This is a genomic window from Mucilaginibacter sp. OAE612, assembly GCF_041806395.1.
Taxonomy (GTDB): domain Bacteria; phylum Bacteroidota; class Bacteroidia; order Sphingobacteriales; family Sphingobacteriaceae; genus Mucilaginibacter; species Mucilaginibacter rubeus.
The window spans coordinates 6,750,733-6,770,618 of the sequence record NZ_JBGMUW010000001.1 but is presented as its reverse complement, the minus strand read 5'-3'; the positions used below and the strand labels follow the sequence as shown (position 1 = coordinate 6,770,618).

Genomic DNA, 19,886 nt, shown 5'->3' with positions numbered 1-19,886 from the left:
GCTTATTCAGGTGGAATGATTTTCTGAAATTGTGAGAAACTATCCGGAAGGGTTAATTAACCTACATGCCTCCTCAGGTTTTCAATTACCCCAACGGGTACTGCCAGTTCGCCTAATTCGGCTATTACAACCTGGGGACCGGGTAAAAACAGGGCCATGATATTAACCCGGATAACCTCTTGTACGCGAATACGCAAGGGCTCTCCCAACAAAGATAAGCCTCCACCTAACACTATAATATCAGGGTGAAAAAGATGTACGGCATGTGATAAGCCGAAACCCAGATCGGCAGCGGTATCATCCAATATTTTCAGAGCATCTGCATCTCCCGCTTCCAAAGCGGTCATTAATATTTTGGCTTCGCCTTCATTTACACCCGCACAAAGTTGGGCCAGTTTACTATCGGGCTTTTGAGCGATTACCTTGCGGATCTTTTGGTCAACCGCCCAGCCCGAGCAGCTATCTTCAAGCGTAAGACCTTCGCGGTTAAGGCGGATATGGCCTATCTCCGCTTCGCCCGGTTTTGTCCCGTGATAAATTTGGCCGTTAATAACCATTCCGGCACCTGCCCCGCTGCCAAGCGTTACATAAAATACATGTTCATAGTTACGCCCAACCCCTTTTAATGCCTCGCCAAGGGCCGCTGCATTAGCATCATTCTCCAAAATAACCGGTACATTAACCTGCTGCTGCAACCAACCCGAAATGTTAAATCCGTCCCATCCACTTAACTGGTGCGACTTAGCAATGCAGCCCGCCTCCCTGTCAACCGGTCCGCCAAAACCGATGCTTATACTTTTAATGATATACTCTTTTGAAATATTGGTGATGGTTTGGGCAATATGCTCCCTGATCCCTGCAGCAGCCAACACTCTGTCTACCGCAAAACGAAATGTCCTGTTGATAATAAAACTATCATCGGCCAAAACTATTTGCAGTTTGGTTCCGCCTATTTCAATACCTATATAGCAATTTTGCATGGTTAAAATATCCAGCTCTTAAAGTCTTGCTTCTATTATCTTGTTGTCTTGCTTCTGGCTTCTACTTCCACTTAAAACTTTTAATCATCACCGCCATGTCCTGCTTTATAAAACTAAGCACAGGTTGTATGGAGTCGAGCCGGGGTTCGGTGTTAAAATATAGCGCTCCCCGTATATAATTATGTACACTATCTGTAAGGAAAAACTGCGCCGATGAAGCGGCATTGCCGTCTATGGTATAATAAATGCCATAAACTTTTTTATCGGCATAATGGATGATGCCTTCGTCAATGGATGTGGCTTTTACGGTATGCTTAAAGGCGAAGGTGCGGGCATCCTCCACCAGTTGGTTAAACTCTTTTTTTGAGGTGATGGGCTGATAGCTTAAATGCAGCGTGGCATTAAACCGCGGGAACTGCATGTTTATCCAGCAAGGTTTGGCACCCCGCTTTTTATCTGGTTCAATAAAGGCGTACCTGGGATATGTAAAAGCATACGGGCAACCGGCAGCATAATCCTGGTATTCTTTTTTAGGGAACGCAATGCGATAGTAGCCGCGGGGCTTGGGCGCGTAATCATGATTGCCGCTGCATGCGGACAAAAACAATAGCACTGCTGCCAGTAAACTTACATACTTCATGGATGTTTCTCCTTTGAGTTCCAGATCTCCCATGATTTTTCGGCTTGTAAAACCAGCATTTCGTAACCATTTTTGGTAACAGCACCGCGCTCCCGCCCTTTTTTCAAAAACAGGGTTTCTTCTGGATTATATATCAGGTCATATAAAATATGATCTTCACCTATAAAATCATAAGGTATAAGCGGGCATTCATCAATATTAGGATGGGTACCCAAAGGAGTTGTATTGATGATAAGTTTGTGCTGTAAGATATGGTGTGGCTGAAGATCTTTAAACAAAATATTATCCGCATGGTGTGTAGGTTTGCGGGTAACAACTTTATAAGTTATACCTAAATTTTCCAGTACACACTTTACAGCTTTTGCAGCACCGCCATCGCCCAAAACCAGAGCATCATCATTACCATCACCAATTAAGGGTTTTAATGACTCTTCAAAACCATAAATATCGGTATTATACCCTTCCAACCTGAAATCATGGTCTTTAACACCTATTTCGCCTGAAAAGGCGGCAGCCACCGGGCTTTCAGCGGTTACACGGATACAATTAACGGCGCCGGCTGTACGTGCGTCATGCTCAATCCAGTCAAGCAGCGGCATCACGTTTATTTTATGGGGGATGGTAACATTAAGTCCGCAAATATTGGGATGCTCGTCAAGCAGGTCCTGCAAATCTTTAATATTCTCGAGCGGGTAAAGATCATAGCGGCAATCGGTAATGCCTTCGGCTTCAAATTTTTCGGTAAAAAATTTTTTTGAGAATGAGTGCGAAAGCGGGAAGCCTATTAGTCCGTAGTGTTTCATTATCAATTTTTATATCGATGCAAAGCGCTAAAGTAATCAATTATAGCTTAAGCTGGCATAGGTTTAATTGTGTAATATTAACAACAAAACAGGCAATTTTAACTATTGATTTAAAACAGGTAAGCTGAAAAAACTTTGGATAAAAATTTTTTATAAGGAGATTTATTTCAAATTAAGGTAATTCCGGGCGCCGATAAAATTGTAATTTGGGCTTCAATATCATGACCCCTATTACAATTTACCCTGTTCATCTTTTCCGAAGGATCATCCCTTTTTGTGTTATCATTTTATGCAGCTTTGCTGCACTGGCTCAAAGTCAATCCCGGCCCACTAAAGAACCTGTACTAAAAATGCTCCGCAGCATGAAAAGTCCGGATTCGGCAACTGTGCTTGCAAAAAAGCTGATCGATTCGGCCAGGAAAAACAACAATAAACTATTTGAAGCGCGGGTGTTGCTGGCCCGGGCTTACCAGGCTTATGGCGTAGGTAATGAACATGATGCTTTAACCTTTGGTCGTGAAGCTACCAAATTGACAACCACGGCTGATTCACTTACTTATGAAAAAGCACCAATAATGGTAGCCTACATGCTTAGCCGCGAAGCCAAAACGGTTGAAGCCTTAAACGTTGCTTTTAAAATACTGAAAGAGTGCGATAACAGGGGATGGAAAAGTTTAAGTATAGACTGCCGCGCCTGTATTGCCGATATTTATCGGTCGATTGGTAACCCTAAACAAGCCCTGCCTTATGCTGAGCAAGCTTCAAAAGATGCATTGAGCATAAAAGATACTGCTTCTTATATTTTTGCGCTGAGTAACCTATCCAATATTCTTTCCGAACGGAGCATCTCGTCGCCGGTTAACCTGATAAAAGCCACCAGGCTCATGGAACAGGTACTTGATAAAAAGTATGCTCATTTTCTTTCAGATTTTAGCATAGCCCGTTACCAGGGCAATCTGGGCCGGCTTTACCTCATGACCAACCAGGATAAAAAGGCAGAGGAGATCCTGATGAAATCACTGGAATTATCCCGCAAAGGCGAGTTCAAAACTCTCGAAAAGCATAACCTTAATGAACTTATGACCATGTATGTTGATCATAAGGAGTTTAAGAAGGCCGCACGATTCGGTGAAATGGCCGTTAGCCTCCAACCCGAATCGCAAAGTAACATCACCGTACAAAAAAACATCTATAATCATTTAACCGATGCATATGAAGGTATTGGCGATTATAAAAACGCTTTTAAGTATAGTTATCTGTACCGGCGGCTTAATGACAGCATCAACCAGCTCGATAAAGCAAGGGATGCTTCCGAACTGGATAAAAAATACCAAGCCGATAAACGGTTATTAATAGCCGCCGGTGAAACTAAGCTGGTTGAGGTACAACGGAATTTTTTAATTATGCTTGCGCTGTTTATAGTAATAGCCTCCATTATCAGTTATCGTTGGTTTATTCTTAAAAAGAAAAGAGAGACGGCCTTACTGGCCGAAGAACATAGTCAACTGGAAAAAATGGATGCTATGAAAACACGCTTTTTTGCAAACATAAGTCATGAATTACGCACTCCATTAACGCTCATCATGGGGCCGGCGGTTCAGCTCCTGGCTTTTACTAATTATGAAGTTGAACAGCGTAACATGCTGCACTCGATATTACGCAATAGCAAAAAGCTACTCAATATGACCAACGAATTGCTTGATCTTGGCAAGTTGGAAGCAGGGAAATTAGCACTACAACCCAAGCCCGTAGCATTATTATCATTTGTAAAGATACTATACCAGGGTTTTGTATCAGCCGCTGAATATAAACAAATCGATTACAGATTGCTCAACTCCATTGATCCGGCGCTTTTTGTTTTGCTCGACCAGGAAAAGTTTGAAAAAATAGCTAATAACCTCATCAGTAATGCCATTAAGTTTACGCCTCATGCAGGTACTATAACCATTACTGCTGATATTAAGCTGGGAATGATTGAGTTTGGAGTAGCCAATACCGGTGTGGGGATTCATCCGGATGATCTGCCCAATATTTTTGACCGTTATTACCAGGGCCGAGGTAATAATGCACCCTTAGAAGGGGGCACAGGCATAGGCCTTGCTATAGCGCGTGAACTTACAGAACTGATGGGCGGGCGTATTGCTGTTGATAATAATTGGGGAAAGGGTGTGTTTTTTAAGATAGAGATTCCGCTTAAGACAACTGAAAAGCCGGCAACTGAACTGCCCGAAACAGAAGCCGTAATTGTTTCGAATATTAAAACCGGAGGAAAAGACACTAACGGGGAGCTTATTATGCTGGTTGAAGACCATCATGAAATGGCTGCTTATATCGCAGATATTTTACGGCCACAATATCGACTCATCACTGCCGGCAATGGCCACGCAGCATTGCAAAAACTGCAGGATATGCCGGTAATGCCCAGCCTGATCATATCAGATGTGATGATGCCCGAAATGGATGGCTTTACCCTGCTTGAAACCCTGAAGCAAAGCTCGGCTTACTGCAACATCCCGGTGATCATGCTCACCGCACTGGCCAATACACGGCATAAGCTTAAAGCGCTTCATATTGGTGTTGATGATTATCTCACCAAACCATTTTTAAGCAGCGAATTGCTTGCACGCGCTGTCAATCTTATTAATAACGCCGCCGCCCGCTCCGGGGCTACCATTCCTGATGATGAAGAGCTGATTACAGGAACCAATGGTCAGCAGATTGAACAACCGGCAGAAAACCCGGGCTTGAAACTTTCGCCTGCCGATTTATCCTGGCTTGAGGAATTGGAAGCCCAGGTACGAAAACATACCGGAAAAACCGATCTTACCCTTGCCGCACTGAGCTATGAACTGGCGATCAGTGAGCGGCAATTGTTTCGCCGCATAAAATCAATTACCGGGCTTACACCCAATAAATACATCCGCGCCATTAAATTACAAATAGCACGCGAAGCTATCGAAAGCGGAAAGTACCGCACCATTGCCGAAGTATCATATGCAGCGGGGTTTGACACACCTGCATACTTTGGCAAATTGTTTAAGGAACATTATGGCCGCGATGTTAACGAGCTACTTTAAACAATCCGGCCGGTTATCATTGTCTTTTTAATTTCAGAAATCTTTAACTGACAGGAGGCTTTTTTTAAGCAAATGGCGGTTTTATAAAGCTAAATGGCAGTTTTATTATATCGCTTTTAGGCAGCTTTGTGAAATACAATCACCCCCTAATATAATGACTGTGACTTTTAATGAGGATAATCTCCGTACCCTTAACAGCCAAACCTATACAATACCAACTATCGGCAAAGCGCCTGATGCAATATGCCCAAGATGCAAAAACAAATTTTGCGACCGGATAAAAAGAGGTGCTATTGTTAAACTGTTCCTTCCCCGGCTTGCAGTAAAACGCTATCGCTGCAGCAGGTGCTCAAACAGGTTTTATAAACGCGGATAAATTTATTTAAGCATCTACCTTTTATTTTTTAGGATAGCAAGAGAAATCAGCCTTTCAACTTAAACCTGAATTATGCCTGATTTTAATTGTGCTTTGCCGGTTTACTTTCGGGTAGCCGGCATTGTTTTTTATGAAGGGGCCTCATCTTATATCCCATAGGGCGGAACGCGCTATTCCATTGATGCCTGCATATCCCGCCAACAAAAAAGCCCGCCAGTTATCCCGGCGAGCCTTCTTCATTAAAAGTAAGATTTTAAATAGCCTTATTCCACAACGCTTAATTTAAGTGTATTGGTTTTACCCTGTTTAATTATAGGGGTAGAAGCAGTGTTAACAACTACGTCGCCTGTTTTAATCAGGCCTTCGGCTTTAAGAGTGTCGTTAACATCGGCAATGGTTTGATCTGTGCTTTCCAGCTGATCATAATAATACGCCCTCACACCCCAAACAAGGCTAAGCGCATTCAATAGCTGCTTGTTGGATGTAAATATATATGTACTGGCTTTAGGCCTGTGGCTTGATATTTCAAATGCAGTATAACCTGAAGTAGTCATGGAAACGATACCTACCGCATTGCTTTGCTCAGCAATATGTACGGCAGATTCGCAAAGTGCATTGATCAGGAAATCCGGAGAAGAAGGGTCTTTAGCTGTCGCTTGCTTTGGAGCGTTAAACGGATAGCCTAATTCTTCAACATTGCGTACAATTTTGGCCATAGTTTCAATAACAATAACCGGGAACTCACCAACTGATGTTTCGCCGCTTAACATAACCGCATCGGCACCGTCAAGTACAGAGTTGGCAACGTCATTCACTTCGGCACGGGTTGGGCGTGGTGTGGTGATCATTGATTCCAGCATCTGGGTAGCTACGATAACCGGTTTTGAAGCAGCGCGGCATTTACGGGCAATCATTTTTTGCAGTAACGGTACTTCTTCAAGCGGCATTTCAACACCAAGGTCACCACGGGCAACCATTACACCATCGGTTGCAGCAATAATGGCATCAATATTTTCAATAGCTTCCGGTTTTTCAACTTTGGCAATTACCTTAGCCGCCGAACCGTTGCGTGCTATAATACGTTTCAAGTCAATGATATCCTCGCCTGTGCGAACAAAAGAAAGACCGATCCATTCAACATCCTGTTTAAGGGCAAATTCAAGGTTGATCAAATCTTCTTCGGTTAAGCTTGGGATAGACACTTTGGTGTTAGGCAGGTTAACCCCCTTGCGTGACGTTAAGATACCGCCGTGAACAACCTCACATATAACTGTATCAATTTTGTTGGTTTCAATAACCCTTAACTGCAGTTTGCCGTCATCAAGCAAAATAATTTCGTTTGCCTGTACGTCCTGTGGGAAGGTATCATAAGTAATATAGATCTGCTCATCGTTACCAATGCACTCGTGAGTGGTAATTTTAATGTGCGTTCCGTTAACTAAATGAATACCGCCGTCCTTTACCAGCCCGATACGGATCTTTGGGCCCTGTAAATCGGCCAGGATACCTACGTTGGTTTTGTATTGCTCGTTAATTTCACGGATAAGATCGATCACTACCTTATGATCTTCAGGCTTACCGTGCGAAAAATTAAGACGGCAAACGTTGACACCTGCCTTGATCATCGCTAATAAAACATCCTTTTTAGCTGATGCCGGCCCCATGGTGGCAACAATTTTTGTACGATTATAGTATAGTTCCATATTATTCGGGTTAAAACTGGAGGGTATTTAATGATTGTAAAACCAACATCTTTTTAAATTCGGCGCTAAAATAAAAGATTTTCCCGTGATTTTATTTTTTTTGGGTCAATCTTTACAGCTGCAACTATCTCTGGTATTTTATTAAGCGATGAAATGATCGTATCAAGCTCATTATCATCTATATAGTTACGGATCATTAAAAAATAGTCGGCACTTTTTATTTCAGGCACCAGGTAGCCATCTGAACCTTTATTGCCTATAAAGAAGAAGTCTGTTTCGGTGGTTTCCCAGCTGTAACGGTATAATGAAAACAAAACAGGTTCGCTCCCGGGGTAAATATCTACTTCCAGGTCATCGGTTTTTACGAAATTAAAATTCAAGTACTTGTTTATAAGAAAACAAACCCGGTAATCTTTAAGTGAGCTTGTTACTGCAATGAGCACAAAATCAAAATCGATCTCAAACTTTAAAAATTTCCTGTTCAAAATCATTACTTTTACGCCGTCAAAATTACTAATACAAACCGTTTCAATAAAATTTTGTTTAGAGATTTATATTGTAAAAGTTTTAGATTTGTTTATTGACAGAATTTATTTTTCTTTGCACTGAATTTTTATTAATCATTAAACTATAAAGACTATGTCTGATATCGCTTCAAGAGTAAAAGCTATTATCGTAGAAAAACTGGGTGTTGACGAAAGTGAAGTTACGCCAGAAGCGAGTTTCACCAACGATCTTGGTGCCGACTCGTTAGACACCGTGGAATTAATCATGGAGTTTGAAAAAGAATTTAACGTGGCTATTCCTGACGATCAGGCTGAAACTATTGGTACTGTTGGCCAGGCAGTTGCTTACCTTGAAAAAAACGTTAAATAAAACTCCTTAACTGGATTAAATGGAGTTTAAAAGAGTTGTAGTAACCGGGCTTGGAGCACTTACTCCTATTGGTAACACTGTTTCAGATTATTGGAACGGACTGATCAATGGAGTAAGTGGCGCTGCCTTGATCAAAAGTTTTGATACCGAAAAATTCAAAACTAAGTTCGCGTGCGAAGTAAAAGACTTTGACGCAGATGGTTTTTTGGGCCGTAAAGACGCCCGCAAATTGGATCCTTTTGTACAATACGCCTTATTTTCAACCGAAGAAGCCGTAAAAGACGCAGGATTAGATTTTTCAAAACTGGATACCAGCCGTATTGGCGTTATCTGGGGCTCGGGTATTGGAGGTTTAAAAACTTTCCTCGACGAGGTTACGGCCTTTGCCAAAGGTGATGGCTCTCCGCGTTTTAACCCGTTCTTCATCCCTAAAATGATTGCTGATATAGCCCCCGGCCATATATCTATTAAATATGGTTTGCGCGGCCCCAACTTCACTACTGTTTCGGCATGTGCTTCATCAAATAATTCCCTGATAGACTCATTTAACTACATCCGTTTGGGTAAAGCTAACATGTTCATCAGCGGTGGTTCTGAAGCCATTATCAACGAAGCCGGCATAGGTGGTTTTAACGCCATGCACGCATTATCAACCCGAAACGATGATCCGGCAACGGCATCACGTCCGTTTGATCTGGATAGGGATGGTTTTGTGGCCGGTGAAGGAGCAGGTACTATTATTTTAGAGGAGTTAGAGCATGCAAAAGCCCGCGGCGCTAAAATATACGCCGAAATGGTGGGTGGCGGCATGAGCGCCGATGCCTATCACATGACAGCACCTCATCCCGATGGCTTAGGTGCCGCATTTGTAATGCGCGCAGCCCTCGAAGATGCTAACCTTAGCCCTGCCGATATTGATTATGTGAACGTTCACGGCACATCAACCCCAATCGGTGATCCGCAGGAAATTAAAGCAATACAGGATGTGTTTGGCGATGATATTTACCGTATCAACATTAGCTCAACCAAATCAATGACAGGCCATTTACTTGGTGCTGCCGGCGCGGTTGAAGCTATTGCATCGATACTGGCATTAAAAAATGGTATCATCCCTCCAACCATTAATCACTTTACTGATGATCCGGCTTTTGATCCTAAGATCAATTTCACTTTCAATACCGCTCAAAAACGCGATATTAATATAGTGCAAAGCAATGGATTTGGTTTTGGCGGACACAACGCTTCTGTAATATTTAAAAAGTACGAAGATTAATTGTGGTTTGATGCCTATAAGTCGGTTCTACAAGCTTTATATATCACCCAACAGAAAGTATGTTAAAATTTTAAAGAATTTGCTCGGTTTTGTGCCGGGCAATTTGTCTTTATACCGCATGGCTTTCCGTCATAAATCGGTAGCCCAAAACATCAAGAAGGGGGTAAAAAACAGTAACGAACGCCTGGAGTTTTTGGGCGATGCCGTACTGGGCAGTGTTGTTGCTGAAGTACTTTTTAAATTATACCCTTATGAAGATGAGGGTTTTTTGACCGAATTACGCTCAAAAATAGTAAGCCGGGTAAACCTTAACGCACTCGGAAAAAAACTTGGCTTTGATAAATTGATTGAGTATGACAACCGTATGCTTAACTCGAGCAGGCAGGGGTCATTGCTTGGCGATGCATTTGAAGCCCTGATTGGCGCAGTTTATCTGGATAAAGGCTATGACTTTACCAAAAATTTCCTGATCAATCATATCATAAAACCTCATATTGATATTCATACGCTTGAGCAAACGGAAACTAACTTCAAAAGCAAGCTTATTGAATGGTGCCAGCGACATGGCCGCGATATTATTTTTGAACTGGTAACCAATCAGGATGGCGAAAGCACCAAGCTTTTCACTGTACAGGCCAATATAGATGGTGAAGTAATGGGCTCGGGCAAAGAGTTCAGTAAAAAGAACGCCGAAAAGCTTGCCGCCGAAAAAGCATGCGAAGCATTGGGCATCTGATTCAAAGTATTTTAACGATTAAAGCGGCAGTTTCTTTTCCTTTTTAAGTTCTACCGGCCCTTCACCCAATTTAACAGTTGAATCGGGCACGATGAATGTTGGACTGTTTAGCTTTTCGAGCTTTTCTTTATCACTGCTATTTTTATAATATTCATATGCCCGTATGGTGTGCTTTATCAGGTCATAATCAGTCCAGGCTTTAATATCTTTGTAGGTAGGCGTATAATAATTCATGAATTTACGGGCAAGGCTATCGGTAGCCAGACCGGTATATTGTTTCACAAATGGGATGTTGTAATGTTTGTGAATTTCGGCCTGCTCCAATTCGCTTTGGGCGTTTTGAGCAAAGCGACGTGCGCGATTGGGGGTTGTGCCCAAAAGCTCATAAAGACCGGTTACCGGGTTACTTAAAAAAGATAACGCCGGCGGCTTGCCATTATAATAAGTTCCCTGTTTCTTATAATCGTTCAATACCTGGTTTATTTCCTGCCGTTTGGTTTGGCCAACAACTTTTACCTCGTCAAGTTTTATAATGGGCTGCATGTAAACGGGCATGTCGCTATTGTTCAGTACCACTACTTTTTGAGGGGTATAGTCATCGCGGGAAAAAAGCAGGGTATCGCCAACACGGGTCTTTATGCTAAACCAGCCAACATCATCACTAAGTATCAATGTTTTGGTATTCAGATCTTTAACAAAAACCTGTCCTACACGCTCATTAGTCACCTTTTTTGAGATAACCCCTTTTACCGTAAACTCCTGGGCCGAAACATGAACGGTTATAAGGCATAGAACGCCTGTTACAAGCAGGTATAAATAGTTACGCATCAGTGATAATTGAACGTAAATATAGGAAGTGTATTTTATTTGAAATGTGAAAAAGTGTTAAAGCGCTTCGCTTTGGTGGTTGGAGGTTAGAGAATGGAGGTTAGTTTTACTTTTTTTTAATGATAAATTCTCTCTATTGAATTTATTTCAAATCCGAAATTTAACAGTGACCTAACCTCTAATCTCCGATCTCTAACCTCTAACTAAATTTGCTATCTTTGCGCATGATAAAATCCATGACAGGGTATGGAATTGCCAGTTTTGATTCGGGCAGTACAAAATACACCGTAGAGGTTAAATCCCTGAACAGCAAATTTTTAGAATTATCACTTCGTTTGCCGAAGATTTTTGCCGAAAAAGAGTTTCAGCTGCGTAATGACTGCAGCAAACTTATCGAACGCGGTAAAGTTAATTTATCTATCAATACCGAGCAGGTAAGTCAATCAGTAAAAGCGGCAGGCATTGATAAAGATCTGCTCAAACATTATTACAACCAGCTAAAATCAGTAAGCGAAGAGCTCGGCGAGCCAACCGGCAACCTGCTTCAGCTGGCATTGGGCTTACCCGAAGTTGTTAAATACGAAGAAGATACCATATCCGAAGATGAGTGGAAAGCCGTTGAAAAAACTTTTCAGCAGGCGATGGCCGCTTTCCAGGACTTCAGGGCTCAGGAAGGTAATGTTATTGAACAGGAAATCAAAGGTCGTATCAATACCATATTAAAAAACCTGGAGCTTGTTGAACTGGAAGATCCAAAACGTGTTCCTTTGATTAGGGAGCGACTTAATACATTCTTAGCAGAAGCCGCAAGCCGCGAAGCTATAGATCAAAACCGGTTTGAACAGGAACTGATCTATTATATTGATAAGCTTGATATTACCGAAGAAAAGGTAAGGCTAAAAGCGCATTGCGAATACTTTATCGAAACATTAAAAAACGCCGATGCAAACGGCAAAAAGCTGGGCTTCATTTCGCAAGAGATTGGCCGCGAGATCAATACATTAGGATCAAAAGCCAATGATGCCAACATCCAGAAACTGGTAGTAGGCATGAAAGAAGAGCTTGAAAAAATTAAAGAACAACTGTTAAACGTATTATAGTATAGTCATTGAGTCATCTTGTCATTAAGTCATTGATTGCTTTGCCGGCGGTTTTTGAAAAATGACACAATGACTTAATGACTTAATGACGCATTGATCAATGTCCAAAGAAGGTAAACTCATCATATTTTCGGCTCCGTCGGGTGCTGGTAAAACCACAATAGTACATCATTTGCTGGGAAAAATTCCTGATCTTGAATTTTCTATTTCGGCCACCACGCGTGAGCGCCGCGGCGATGAGGTGCATGAAAAAGATTACTACTTTATAAGCAAAGAAGAGTTTTTGCACCGCATAGCCAAAAAGCAATTTGTTGAATTTGAGGAGGTTTATACCGGTACTTTTTATGGCACGCTCCGTACTGAAATTGAGCGCATCTGGGCAAAAGGCAAAACAGTAATATTTGATATTGACGTTGAGGGTGGCCTTCACCTTAAACGCAAATACGGTCCCCAGGCTTTGGCTATATTTGTACAACCGCCATCGCTTGAGGTTTTAATTGAAAGGTTGACAGGCCGTGGCACTGATAGCGAAGAAAAACTGAAAGAACGCTTTGCTAAAGCAGAAAAAGAGCTTAAATACGCTCCGCAATTTGATATTATACTCAAAAATTACGATCTTGAAACTGCTTGCGCAGAGGCTGAGGAATTGGTGAGTAACTTTATTAGCCCCCCGGCCCCCTAAAGGGGGAGTGCAAAAAACTCATTTTGTACACCGGGAGCATTTAATCTACAAAACTTTTAATTTCCCCTTTAGGGGTTAGGGGCACAACATGAAGATAGGCTTACTGTTTGGTTCATTTAATCCTATACATATAGGGCATTTGATTATTGCCAATTATATGGCAAACCATACCTCGCTTGATAAGGTGTGGCTGGTTGTATCGCCCCAGAATCCGTTAAAAAAGTATGGCGATCTGATCAACACTTATGACAGATTGGAGATGGCCCGCCTGGCTACTGATAATGCAACCAATATTAGTGTGAGCGATGTTGAGCTGAAGTTGCCCCAGCCATCGTATACCATTGATACCCTTACTCATTTAAAGGAAAAATATCCCGAGCATGAGTTTGCCCTCATCATGGGTTCGGATAACCTTGGCTCCCTGCACAAGTGGAAAAACTATAAGCTTATCCTGCGCGATTACCGCATTTACGTGTACCCGCGCCCCCGGGTATGAAAACGCCGAACTGGCCGATCATCCTTCGGTTACCATCACCATGACGCCGCTTATGGAACTTTCGGCTACGTTTATCCGCAAATCAATAGCCGAAAAAAAGAACGTGCAGTTTTTTGTACCAGATCCGGTATTGAAATTTATTGAGAGCAAAAGCTTGTACAGGTAACTCTGTAAATCTAAATCGCCCGTCATCGCTTCGTACCTCACAGCAATAACGGGCAATTAATAAGTGTGGGCTTACCCAATAAAATGATATAAAAACACTACTTCGCCGGTGAAAGCCGGTTTGCGTTGGTCTTTTATTTCAAGTTCGATGGCCATGGTGGATTTCGTTGTGCCACGAAGGTTAAGCAAGCTGGTTAGCTTTACCTTTAACCGTACTTCATTATCAACCAGCACCGGTTGTGCAAAACGAAGGTTTTCGATACCGTAATTAATTTCCATTTTCAGGTTTTCGATCTTTACGATCTCTTTCCATAGGTGAGGGATAAGTGAAAGTGTAAGGTAGCCATGTGCAATGGTTGACTTAAATGGGCTTTCAGTTTTTGCCCTTTCCGGGTCGGTATGGATCCATTGATGATCGAGGGTTGCATCGGCAAATTTGTTGATCTGCTCCTGCGTAATGGTGTGCCATGATGATACGCCAAGGTCGTTGCCAACCTGCTGTTCAAACTCCTGAAAACTGCTGATTACAATCATATTGGTTTATTGATAGTTAGGTTTTTTTAATATTGAAGCCGCAAAGGTATTAAATTATAGTGTTTATTCGCCCAGTAATGCCTTTAAGCTTTCCAGTGTATCAGCCTCTTCTTTGGGTTTATCATGCCGCCACCTCAATATCCGCGGGAACCGCAATGCTATGCCCGATTTATGACGGGTGGATTTATTGATGCCCTCAAAACCTATCTCAAACACTAACTCGGGCTTTACGGTACGTACGGGACCAAATTTTTCGATGGTATTGCGTTTTATAAAATAATCAACCTTGTTGATCTCTACGTCGGTAAGGCCCGAATAAGCCTTGGCAAAAGGCACCAGCTTGTCGCCATCCCAAACGGCAAAAGTATAACCTGTATACAGGTCGGCCCGGCGGCCATGACCTTTTTGGGCATAGATCATCACAGCATCCACCGATAGCGGATCGATCTTCCATTTCCACCAATCGCCCCGGCGGCGGCCTACCTGGTAGGCCGCGCTTTTGCGTTTCAGCATAATCCCCTCGGCTATCATAGCGCGCGATTGTTCCCTGATACTTCCAAGCTGTTCCCAGCTTTCAAACTGAATCAGCGATGAAATACGGAACACTTCGGAATATAGTGTTGCTGTTTGTAACTGTTCCAAAATTTCCCGTCTTTCGGTTTGGGTTTTATAGCGGATATCTTCACCTTTATGTTCCAGGCAATCATAAGCAATAACGGCTACCGGGCTTTCTTCCAGAATTTTTTTGCTGAGGTTTTTTCTGCCGATACGCGTTTGCAGCACATTAAACGGCATAGGCAAGCCATTTTGGAAACTGAGGATCTCGCCGTCAATCACCGTACCATCGGGGAGGGCATTTAAAAAGAGATGCAGCTCGGGAAACTTTTCAGTAGCCAAATCTTCTCCACGGCTCCAGATAAAAATCTCGCCGCCGCGCTTTATCATTTGCGCACGGATCCCATCCCACTTCCACTCAGCCTGCCAATCGGATGCATCACCGAGGGCGATCCCTACTTCAGCAGGAGTTTTTTGTTTTTCGGACGTTTCCTGGATAGGATAGGCCAGGAAGAAAGGATAAGGCCGGGAGATATTAGCTTCGGCATCCTGCTCCGCCATCAATTGCGAAAACTGATAAGTTTCGGGCAGCCAGCTCCCCATAATGCGATGGGTAAGTACTGCGGGTTCGAGTCCGGAAATATCCGCCAGCGCCTTGATTACCAAATTTTGCGATACCCCAACCCTGAAACTGCCGGTAAGCAGTTTGTTAAAAACAAAGCGCTCCTGGTTATCAAGCATGGCCCATGAATCCATCAGCCATTCTTTTTTTTGCTCTTCGGTTTTATAGTTAAGGGCATTGATCTCAGCTATCCATTCGGTAAGCGTTTTGCTGCTGCTCGCGTCACTTTGAGGCATAAGTAATGCCATAGTTTCTGCCAAATCTCCCACTACATGATAGCTTTCCTCAAACAGCCAGGCAGGAATGTGTGATGCCTCGATGGCCCAGTTTCGTACCAGCGTTGAATTGATCTGCCGCTTTGGCCGGCGACCGGTAAACAAAGCAAGCATGTGCATTTTATCGGTATCGGGCACCGTGTTAAAATAGTCTTTTAATACTTTAACCTTTTCGTTGGTTTTATTGGTTTCGTCAAGCGAAAGAAAGAGTTGGGCGAAGGCTTTCATGAATCGGCCCCTCCAACCTCACCTAAATCCTCTCCAAAGGAGAGGACTTCCTTTTCTGGTTCTCCGGCGCTTGGAGCCTCCCCTTCGGGGAGGTTGGAGGGGTCTTCTTCCTCTCCATACAATGTATGCACCTCCCGGGCATTAAAACCAATCTCATTTAAATATCTCGAAAACGTGGCTGTGTATCCATGGGTAAGGTAAACGCATTCACACCCCGTAGCATCAATAGCACTAATAAGGCCATCCCAATCGGCATGGTCAGAAAGCACAAAACCCCTGTCGGCAGCGCGGCGGCGTTTGGCGCCACGAATGGCCATCCAGCCTGAACAATAACCAAAACTATAAGGCTGAAACTTCCGCATCCAGGGCGTACCCACTGATGATGGTGGCGCTATAATGATGCCTTTGCGTACCTCTTCTTTTGAACTTTCGGGGGTTATCCGCTTAGATGGGTTTAACAATACGCCATTACGGCGCAGGGCTTCGTTGGTATTTTCGATAACACCATGAGTGTAAACCATGCCATTAAACAAATCGAGGTTTTGCAAGATTCGTTGTGCTTTACCTAAGGAGTAACCTACAATTACTGTTGCCAGTCCGTTATCGAGATTATGACGCCACCAGCTATTGATCTCATTGAAAGTTTGTACCTGCGGCTTCCATTGGTAAACCGGCATCCCAAAAGTACACTCTGAAATAAAGTGATGGCATTTAACCGGCTCAAACGGAGTAGAAATCCCATCATCTTCTACCTTGTAATCGCCGGATACTACCCAAACCTCGCTTTTGTATTCAACCCGGATCTGCGCTGAGCCGATCACGTGGCCTGCCGGGAAGAGAGACACAGTAACACCATTCTTGTGTACTATTTCACCATACTCAACCGTTTGCAGGTTGATTTCGCCTAAACGGTACAACAAAACCTCGCGCGAAAGATGATGGGCAAGGTAATGTTTATGCCCCCAATAAGCATGATCAGCATGGGCGTGGGTTATTACAGCATCATCAACCGGCTTCCATGGATCGATATAAAATTTGCCCTGCGCGCAGTAAATCCCTCTATCTGTAAATTCAAGCAGCGGTTTTTTAGCCATGTTATATAAACTACTGATAAGCAAATTGGTTTGCCCCCCGGCCCCCTAAAGGGGGAGCATCCCAAAAACAAAAAAAATGTCATTTCGATAGAGCAAGGGCAGACTTGAGCGGCGGGGCGAAAGAGAAATCTCCTATGATGAAAATCTGCTACAGAAAGGCAAAAAGTCCTAAAAAGCGTGGTAATAGATTATATAAAGTTATAATATATAAATGACTAAGCAAACCGTGACCATGTTTTCTTAATTTTCCTTTGCAGATCAGAAGAGGAAACAGGCTCTGCTGGGGAGCAACCTGCCAGCAATATGATCTGCCGAATCAGATAAAAGAAGTCTCTGTAACAGGAGACTTTTTTATTTTATCTTTTTCGCCTATGGCTAAGAAAACCTTCACCGATTTTCAATTACGTTAATGCACCGATAAATACCAATCAATCTCCTATAAGCAGACACCATTACGGGCCGCAGCATCGCGTTTAAATTATTTGATAAAATGATAACCGTAGTCTTATACAAAGCAGACACCTCAAAAGGGGCTGCGGATTTCTCATTCCGGTTTATCATCTGATAACAAAACAGATTGTTTTATCCTGCACTTTTGTTGTTTATTATTTCACAACCGCTATTACATACGGGCATTCGTTTTTCATTACATACCGAATCCGGTTAAGCATTTTTTTAGCTATCCTGATGATGGCATTGTTCTTTTTCATCCTTTTACAGTAATTATTATAAGGCATCGTCAAGGCGGGATCTGTACGTACGGCTGTCCAACTGGCTTCAATGAGTTTTTCCCTGAGCTGATGATTGGCCCGCCTGGTCAGACCTGATACTTTTTCTTTATCACCAGTGCTGTGAGTATTGGGCACAAGGCCAACGTAATCGCATAAAGCATCGAACGATTTAAACCTGTTCACATCGCCCACTTCTGTTACAAATAACAAAGCGGTAATCTCGCCCACGCCGGGAATTGTCCTGATCAGGGCTATTCTTTCCTTATAACGCGCCTGCCTGGACAAAATACGCACCTGCCTGGTGGCGGCCAATACCATGCTCCTGGCCTGTAGGTAACCCTGAAGTTTAAGGTCAAGGGCTGTCCTGCCGAAGGACTCAATGACAGATTTTTAAGCCAGTTGGTAAAATTATTTGACCAATAACGGCCCTCTGATTCACCGAACGTTATCCCCTGGAAGTGAAGCCAACCCTGGATCCTGTTTTTATATCTCGTCTGATCTTTTACCGTTTGATTGTATGTGCGAATAATATCCCGGTCATCCTGTTGTTCAATACAGGGAATAAAAATACCGGTAAGGTCTCCTTTACTTAGTGACTGACTTAATTTCCGGCAATCAACGGTGTCTGATTTACGCTGTTTTTCCTTACCTGTCGTGGGTACATCGGCCGGGTTTACAACGATGCAGTTAATCCCTGCATTACTAAATTCCCGCTGATGACTGAAACCGCAAAATCCGGCTTCATAAACTACGTGGTAGTCCGCTGATGGGTAATTACGCTTAAGATAAGTACTTAATTCTCCCGCCGATGGGTTCTGCGAAAACGTCCTGAGTTCCATTTGTTCACTACGGATGCTTACCTTCCAGGATTTCTTATGGACATCTATCCCCGCAAAAATCTTTTGCCCGCTAAAATCTAATTGTGTAACTTGTTGCATGAGTTCTTGATTTAAAGTGTTTGTTCTTAGTTGTTTACTTTAATCTACAACCTTTTTTTCAAGAACTCTTCTTTAACTGTTTCATGCATACGATCTTATACGCCCTGTAAAACGTTGATTTTATGTCGTAGAAGATTTCTCCTCACCCATCCCGTTTGTTCCTCGGCCGGTTCGTCGAAATGACATCTTCTTTTGAAGCTTACGTTGTTGGTTATTTAAACCACAACTTCGCCTGCTTTTCATCTACCTGCAATCCCACTTCTCGCCCTAATACCAAACTGTTATTATCGGGGATATGCCCTGCCGGGAAATCGAAACATACTGGGTAGTTATATTCTTTAACAATCTCCATCACTATTTGGGACACAGTTTGGCCAAACGGTATGTCATTATCTTTAATATCAGTAAAGCCGCCTACTACCAGGCCGGCAAGATTCTTTAGTTTACCCGCCCTGTCCAACATGCGCAGCATCCTGTCTACCGAATACAGATATTCACCAACATCTTCAATAAATAGAACCTTATTGTTATAATCCAGATCGGACACCGACCCTGCAGCAGCTACCAGCAACGATAAATTACCGCCTACAATGGTACCTTTGGCTTTGCCGGGTTTATTAACATCATGTGTTGCAAATTCATAATTTAATTCTTCGCCAAATAGTGCCCGCCTTAACGTATCGATCGAATGTTTGGATGCATCAGGGATATTAACCGGCATTTGCCCGTGAATAGTTTGGGCACCATAATTAGTGAACAAGTGCGTATGCAATAGGGTTATATCGCTAAAGCCAATAAGCCATTTGGGATTTTGTGAAAAACGGCTAAAATCAACTTTGTCAATCATCCTCACGGTTCCGTAGCCCCCGCGAGCGGCAATAATGGCTTTGATACTATCATCATCAATAAACCGCTGCATATCGGCCGCTCTAAAATCGTCATCGCCGGCAAACTGGTGAAATGAGGCTTCTACTGTATCGCCTAAAACAACTTCCAGCCCCCAGCTTTGTAAAAGTGTAATGGCATCTGTCATGGGGTTGGGCAGTTTTTTGGCAGGGCAGGTGATGGCTATTTTGTCGCCTTTTTTGAGGTATGGAATTAGTCCGCAAGTCCGCAAGTCCGCAAGTCCGGAAGATTTTATATTATTCATTTGTAAATTATAATAAAACTATGT

18 protein-coding genes and 1 pseudogene are annotated in these 19,886 nt (G+C 42.9%); 7 read left to right on the top strand and 12 right to left on the bottom strand.

Annotated elements, in window-relative coordinates; all coding sequences use genetic code 11:
* Positions 1–56: 56 nt before the first annotated feature.
* The 3 genes from ABID99_RS28485 to aroE form a co-directional block, all read right to left on the bottom strand.
* Positions 57–980: an ROK family protein gene (locus tag ABID99_RS28485; protein ID WP_373615857.1), complete on the bottom strand. Its 924-nt coding sequence runs from the start codon at positions 978–980 to the stop codon at positions 57–59.
* 61 nt (positions 981–1,041) lie between these two features.
* Complete coding sequence (gldD, locus tag ABID99_RS28480) at positions 1,042–1,653, bottom strand: gliding motility lipoprotein GldD (protein ID WP_373615856.1); 612 nt, start codon at positions 1,651–1,653, stop codon at positions 1,042–1,044.
* On the bottom strand, positions 1,617–2,423 hold the full coding sequence (aroE, locus tag ABID99_RS28475; protein ID WP_354486995.1) for a shikimate dehydrogenase: 807 nt from the start codon (positions 2,421–2,423) through the stop codon (positions 1,617–1,619). Before aroE ends, gldD begins: the two co-directional genes overlap by 37 nt.
* 362 nt (positions 2,424–2,785) lie before the next feature.
* Here aroE and ABID99_RS28470 point away from each other — a divergent pair, with 362 nt between their 5' ends.
* Complete coding sequence (locus ABID99_RS28470) at positions 2,786–5,500, top strand: ATP-binding protein (RefSeq protein ID WP_373615855.1); 2,715 nt, start codon at positions 2,786–2,788, stop codon at positions 5,498–5,500.
* A 639-nt stretch (positions 5,501–6,139) separates the two neighbouring features.
* On the opposite strand, the gene pyk is transcribed toward ABID99_RS28470, so the two are convergent.
* Both pyk and ABID99_RS28460 read right to left on the bottom strand, forming a co-directional pair.
* On the bottom strand, positions 6,140–7,579 hold the full coding sequence (pyk, locus tag ABID99_RS28465) for a pyruvate kinase (protein ID WP_090534757.1): 1,440 nt from the start codon (positions 7,577–7,579) through the stop codon (positions 6,140–6,142).
* 65 nt (positions 7,580–7,644) lie between these two features.
* A complete protein-coding gene (locus ABID99_RS28460) occupies positions 7,645–8,070 on the bottom strand; it encodes an IPExxxVDY family protein (protein ID WP_229701770.1) in 426 nt (141 codons plus the stop codon).
* Positions 8,071–8,218: 148 nt separating this feature from the next.
* On the opposite strand from ABID99_RS28460, the gene ABID99_RS28455 reads away from it, so the two are divergent.
* From ABID99_RS28455 to rnc, 3 genes are read left to right on the top strand one after another with little or no spacing between them, the layout of a single operon-like run.
* A complete protein-coding gene (locus ABID99_RS28455) occupies positions 8,219–8,455 on the top strand; it encodes an acyl carrier protein (RefSeq protein ID WP_031266521.1) in 237 nt (78 codons plus the stop codon).
* A gap of 19 nt (positions 8,456–8,474) precedes the next feature.
* Positions 8,475–9,728, top strand: coding sequence for a beta-ketoacyl-ACP synthase II (gene fabF, locus ABID99_RS28450; protein ID WP_090534755.1), 1,254 nt, complete (start codon positions 8,475–8,477; stop codon positions 9,726–9,728).
* Positions 9,729–9,738: 10 nt separating this feature from the next.
* A complete protein-coding gene (gene rnc, locus ABID99_RS28445; RefSeq protein WP_090534754.1) occupies positions 9,739–10,464 on the top strand; it encodes a ribonuclease III in 726 nt (241 codons plus the stop codon).
* Between the two features lie 18 nt (positions 10,465–10,482).
* On the opposite strand, the gene ABID99_RS28440 is transcribed toward rnc, so the two are convergent.
* The gene (locus ABID99_RS28440; protein ID WP_090534752.1) at positions 10,483–11,292 is read right to left on the bottom strand and encodes a hypothetical protein; all 810 of its coding nucleotides are present in this window, start codon (positions 11,290–11,292) and stop codon (positions 10,483–10,485) included.
* 224 nt (positions 11,293–11,516) lie between these two features.
* Here ABID99_RS28440 and ABID99_RS28435 point away from each other — a divergent pair, with 224 nt between their 5' ends.
* The 3 genes and pseudogenes from ABID99_RS28435 (at position 11,517) to nadD (ending at position 13,736) form a co-directional block, all read left to right on the top strand.
* Positions 11,517–12,392, top strand: a complete 876-nt coding sequence (locus ABID99_RS28435) for a YicC/YloC family endoribonuclease (RefSeq protein ID WP_229701771.1) — start codon at positions 11,517–11,519, stop codon at positions 12,390–12,392.
* Positions 12,393–12,492: 100 nt separating this feature from the next.
* Positions 12,493–13,074, top strand: coding sequence for a guanylate kinase (gene gmk / locus ABID99_RS28430; RefSeq protein WP_188834660.1), 582 nt, complete (start codon positions 12,493–12,495; stop codon positions 13,072–13,074).
* A gap of 88 nt (positions 13,075–13,162) precedes the next feature.
* Positions 13,163–13,736: pseudogene (nadD, locus tag ABID99_RS28425) on the top strand (nicotinate (nicotinamide) nucleotide adenylyltransferase).
* Between the two features lie 71 nt (positions 13,737–13,807).
* Here the strand turns inward: nadD and ABID99_RS28420 are convergent.
* The 6 genes from ABID99_RS28420 to ABID99_RS28395 form a co-directional block, all read right to left on the bottom strand.
* Entirely contained in the window at positions 13,808–14,269 is a 462-nt protein-coding gene (locus ABID99_RS28420) for a MaoC family dehydratase (RefSeq protein ID WP_090534746.1), read from the bottom strand.
* A 63-nt stretch (positions 14,270–14,332) separates the two neighbouring features.
* Complete coding sequence (locus ABID99_RS28415) at positions 14,333–15,949, bottom strand: ATP-dependent DNA ligase (RefSeq protein ID WP_373615854.1); 1,617 nt, start codon at positions 15,947–15,949, stop codon at positions 14,333–14,335.
* Complete coding sequence (locus tag ABID99_RS28410) at positions 15,946–17,043, bottom strand: ligase-associated DNA damage response exonuclease (RefSeq protein ID WP_373615853.1); 1,098 nt, start codon at positions 17,041–17,043, stop codon at positions 15,946–15,948. The genes ABID99_RS28415 and ABID99_RS28410 overlap by 4 nt, the downstream gene beginning before the upstream one ends.
* A gap of 605 nt (positions 17,044–17,648) precedes the next feature.
* Positions 17,649–18,092 (bottom strand): transposase, encoded by a 444-nt coding sequence (locus ABID99_RS28405; protein WP_373615852.1) that lies wholly within the window; start codon positions 18,090–18,092, stop codon positions 17,649–17,651.
* A complete protein-coding gene (locus tag ABID99_RS28400) occupies positions 18,026–18,712 on the bottom strand; it encodes a transposase (protein WP_373615851.1) in 687 nt (228 codons plus the stop codon). The genes ABID99_RS28405 and ABID99_RS28400 overlap by 67 nt, the downstream gene beginning before the upstream one ends.
* Before the next feature lie 211 nt (positions 18,713–18,923).
* Positions 18,924–19,862, bottom strand: coding sequence for an LD-carboxypeptidase (locus tag ABID99_RS28395; RefSeq protein ID WP_373615850.1), 939 nt, complete (start codon positions 19,860–19,862; stop codon positions 18,924–18,926).
* Positions 19,863–19,886 lie beyond the last annotated feature (24 nt).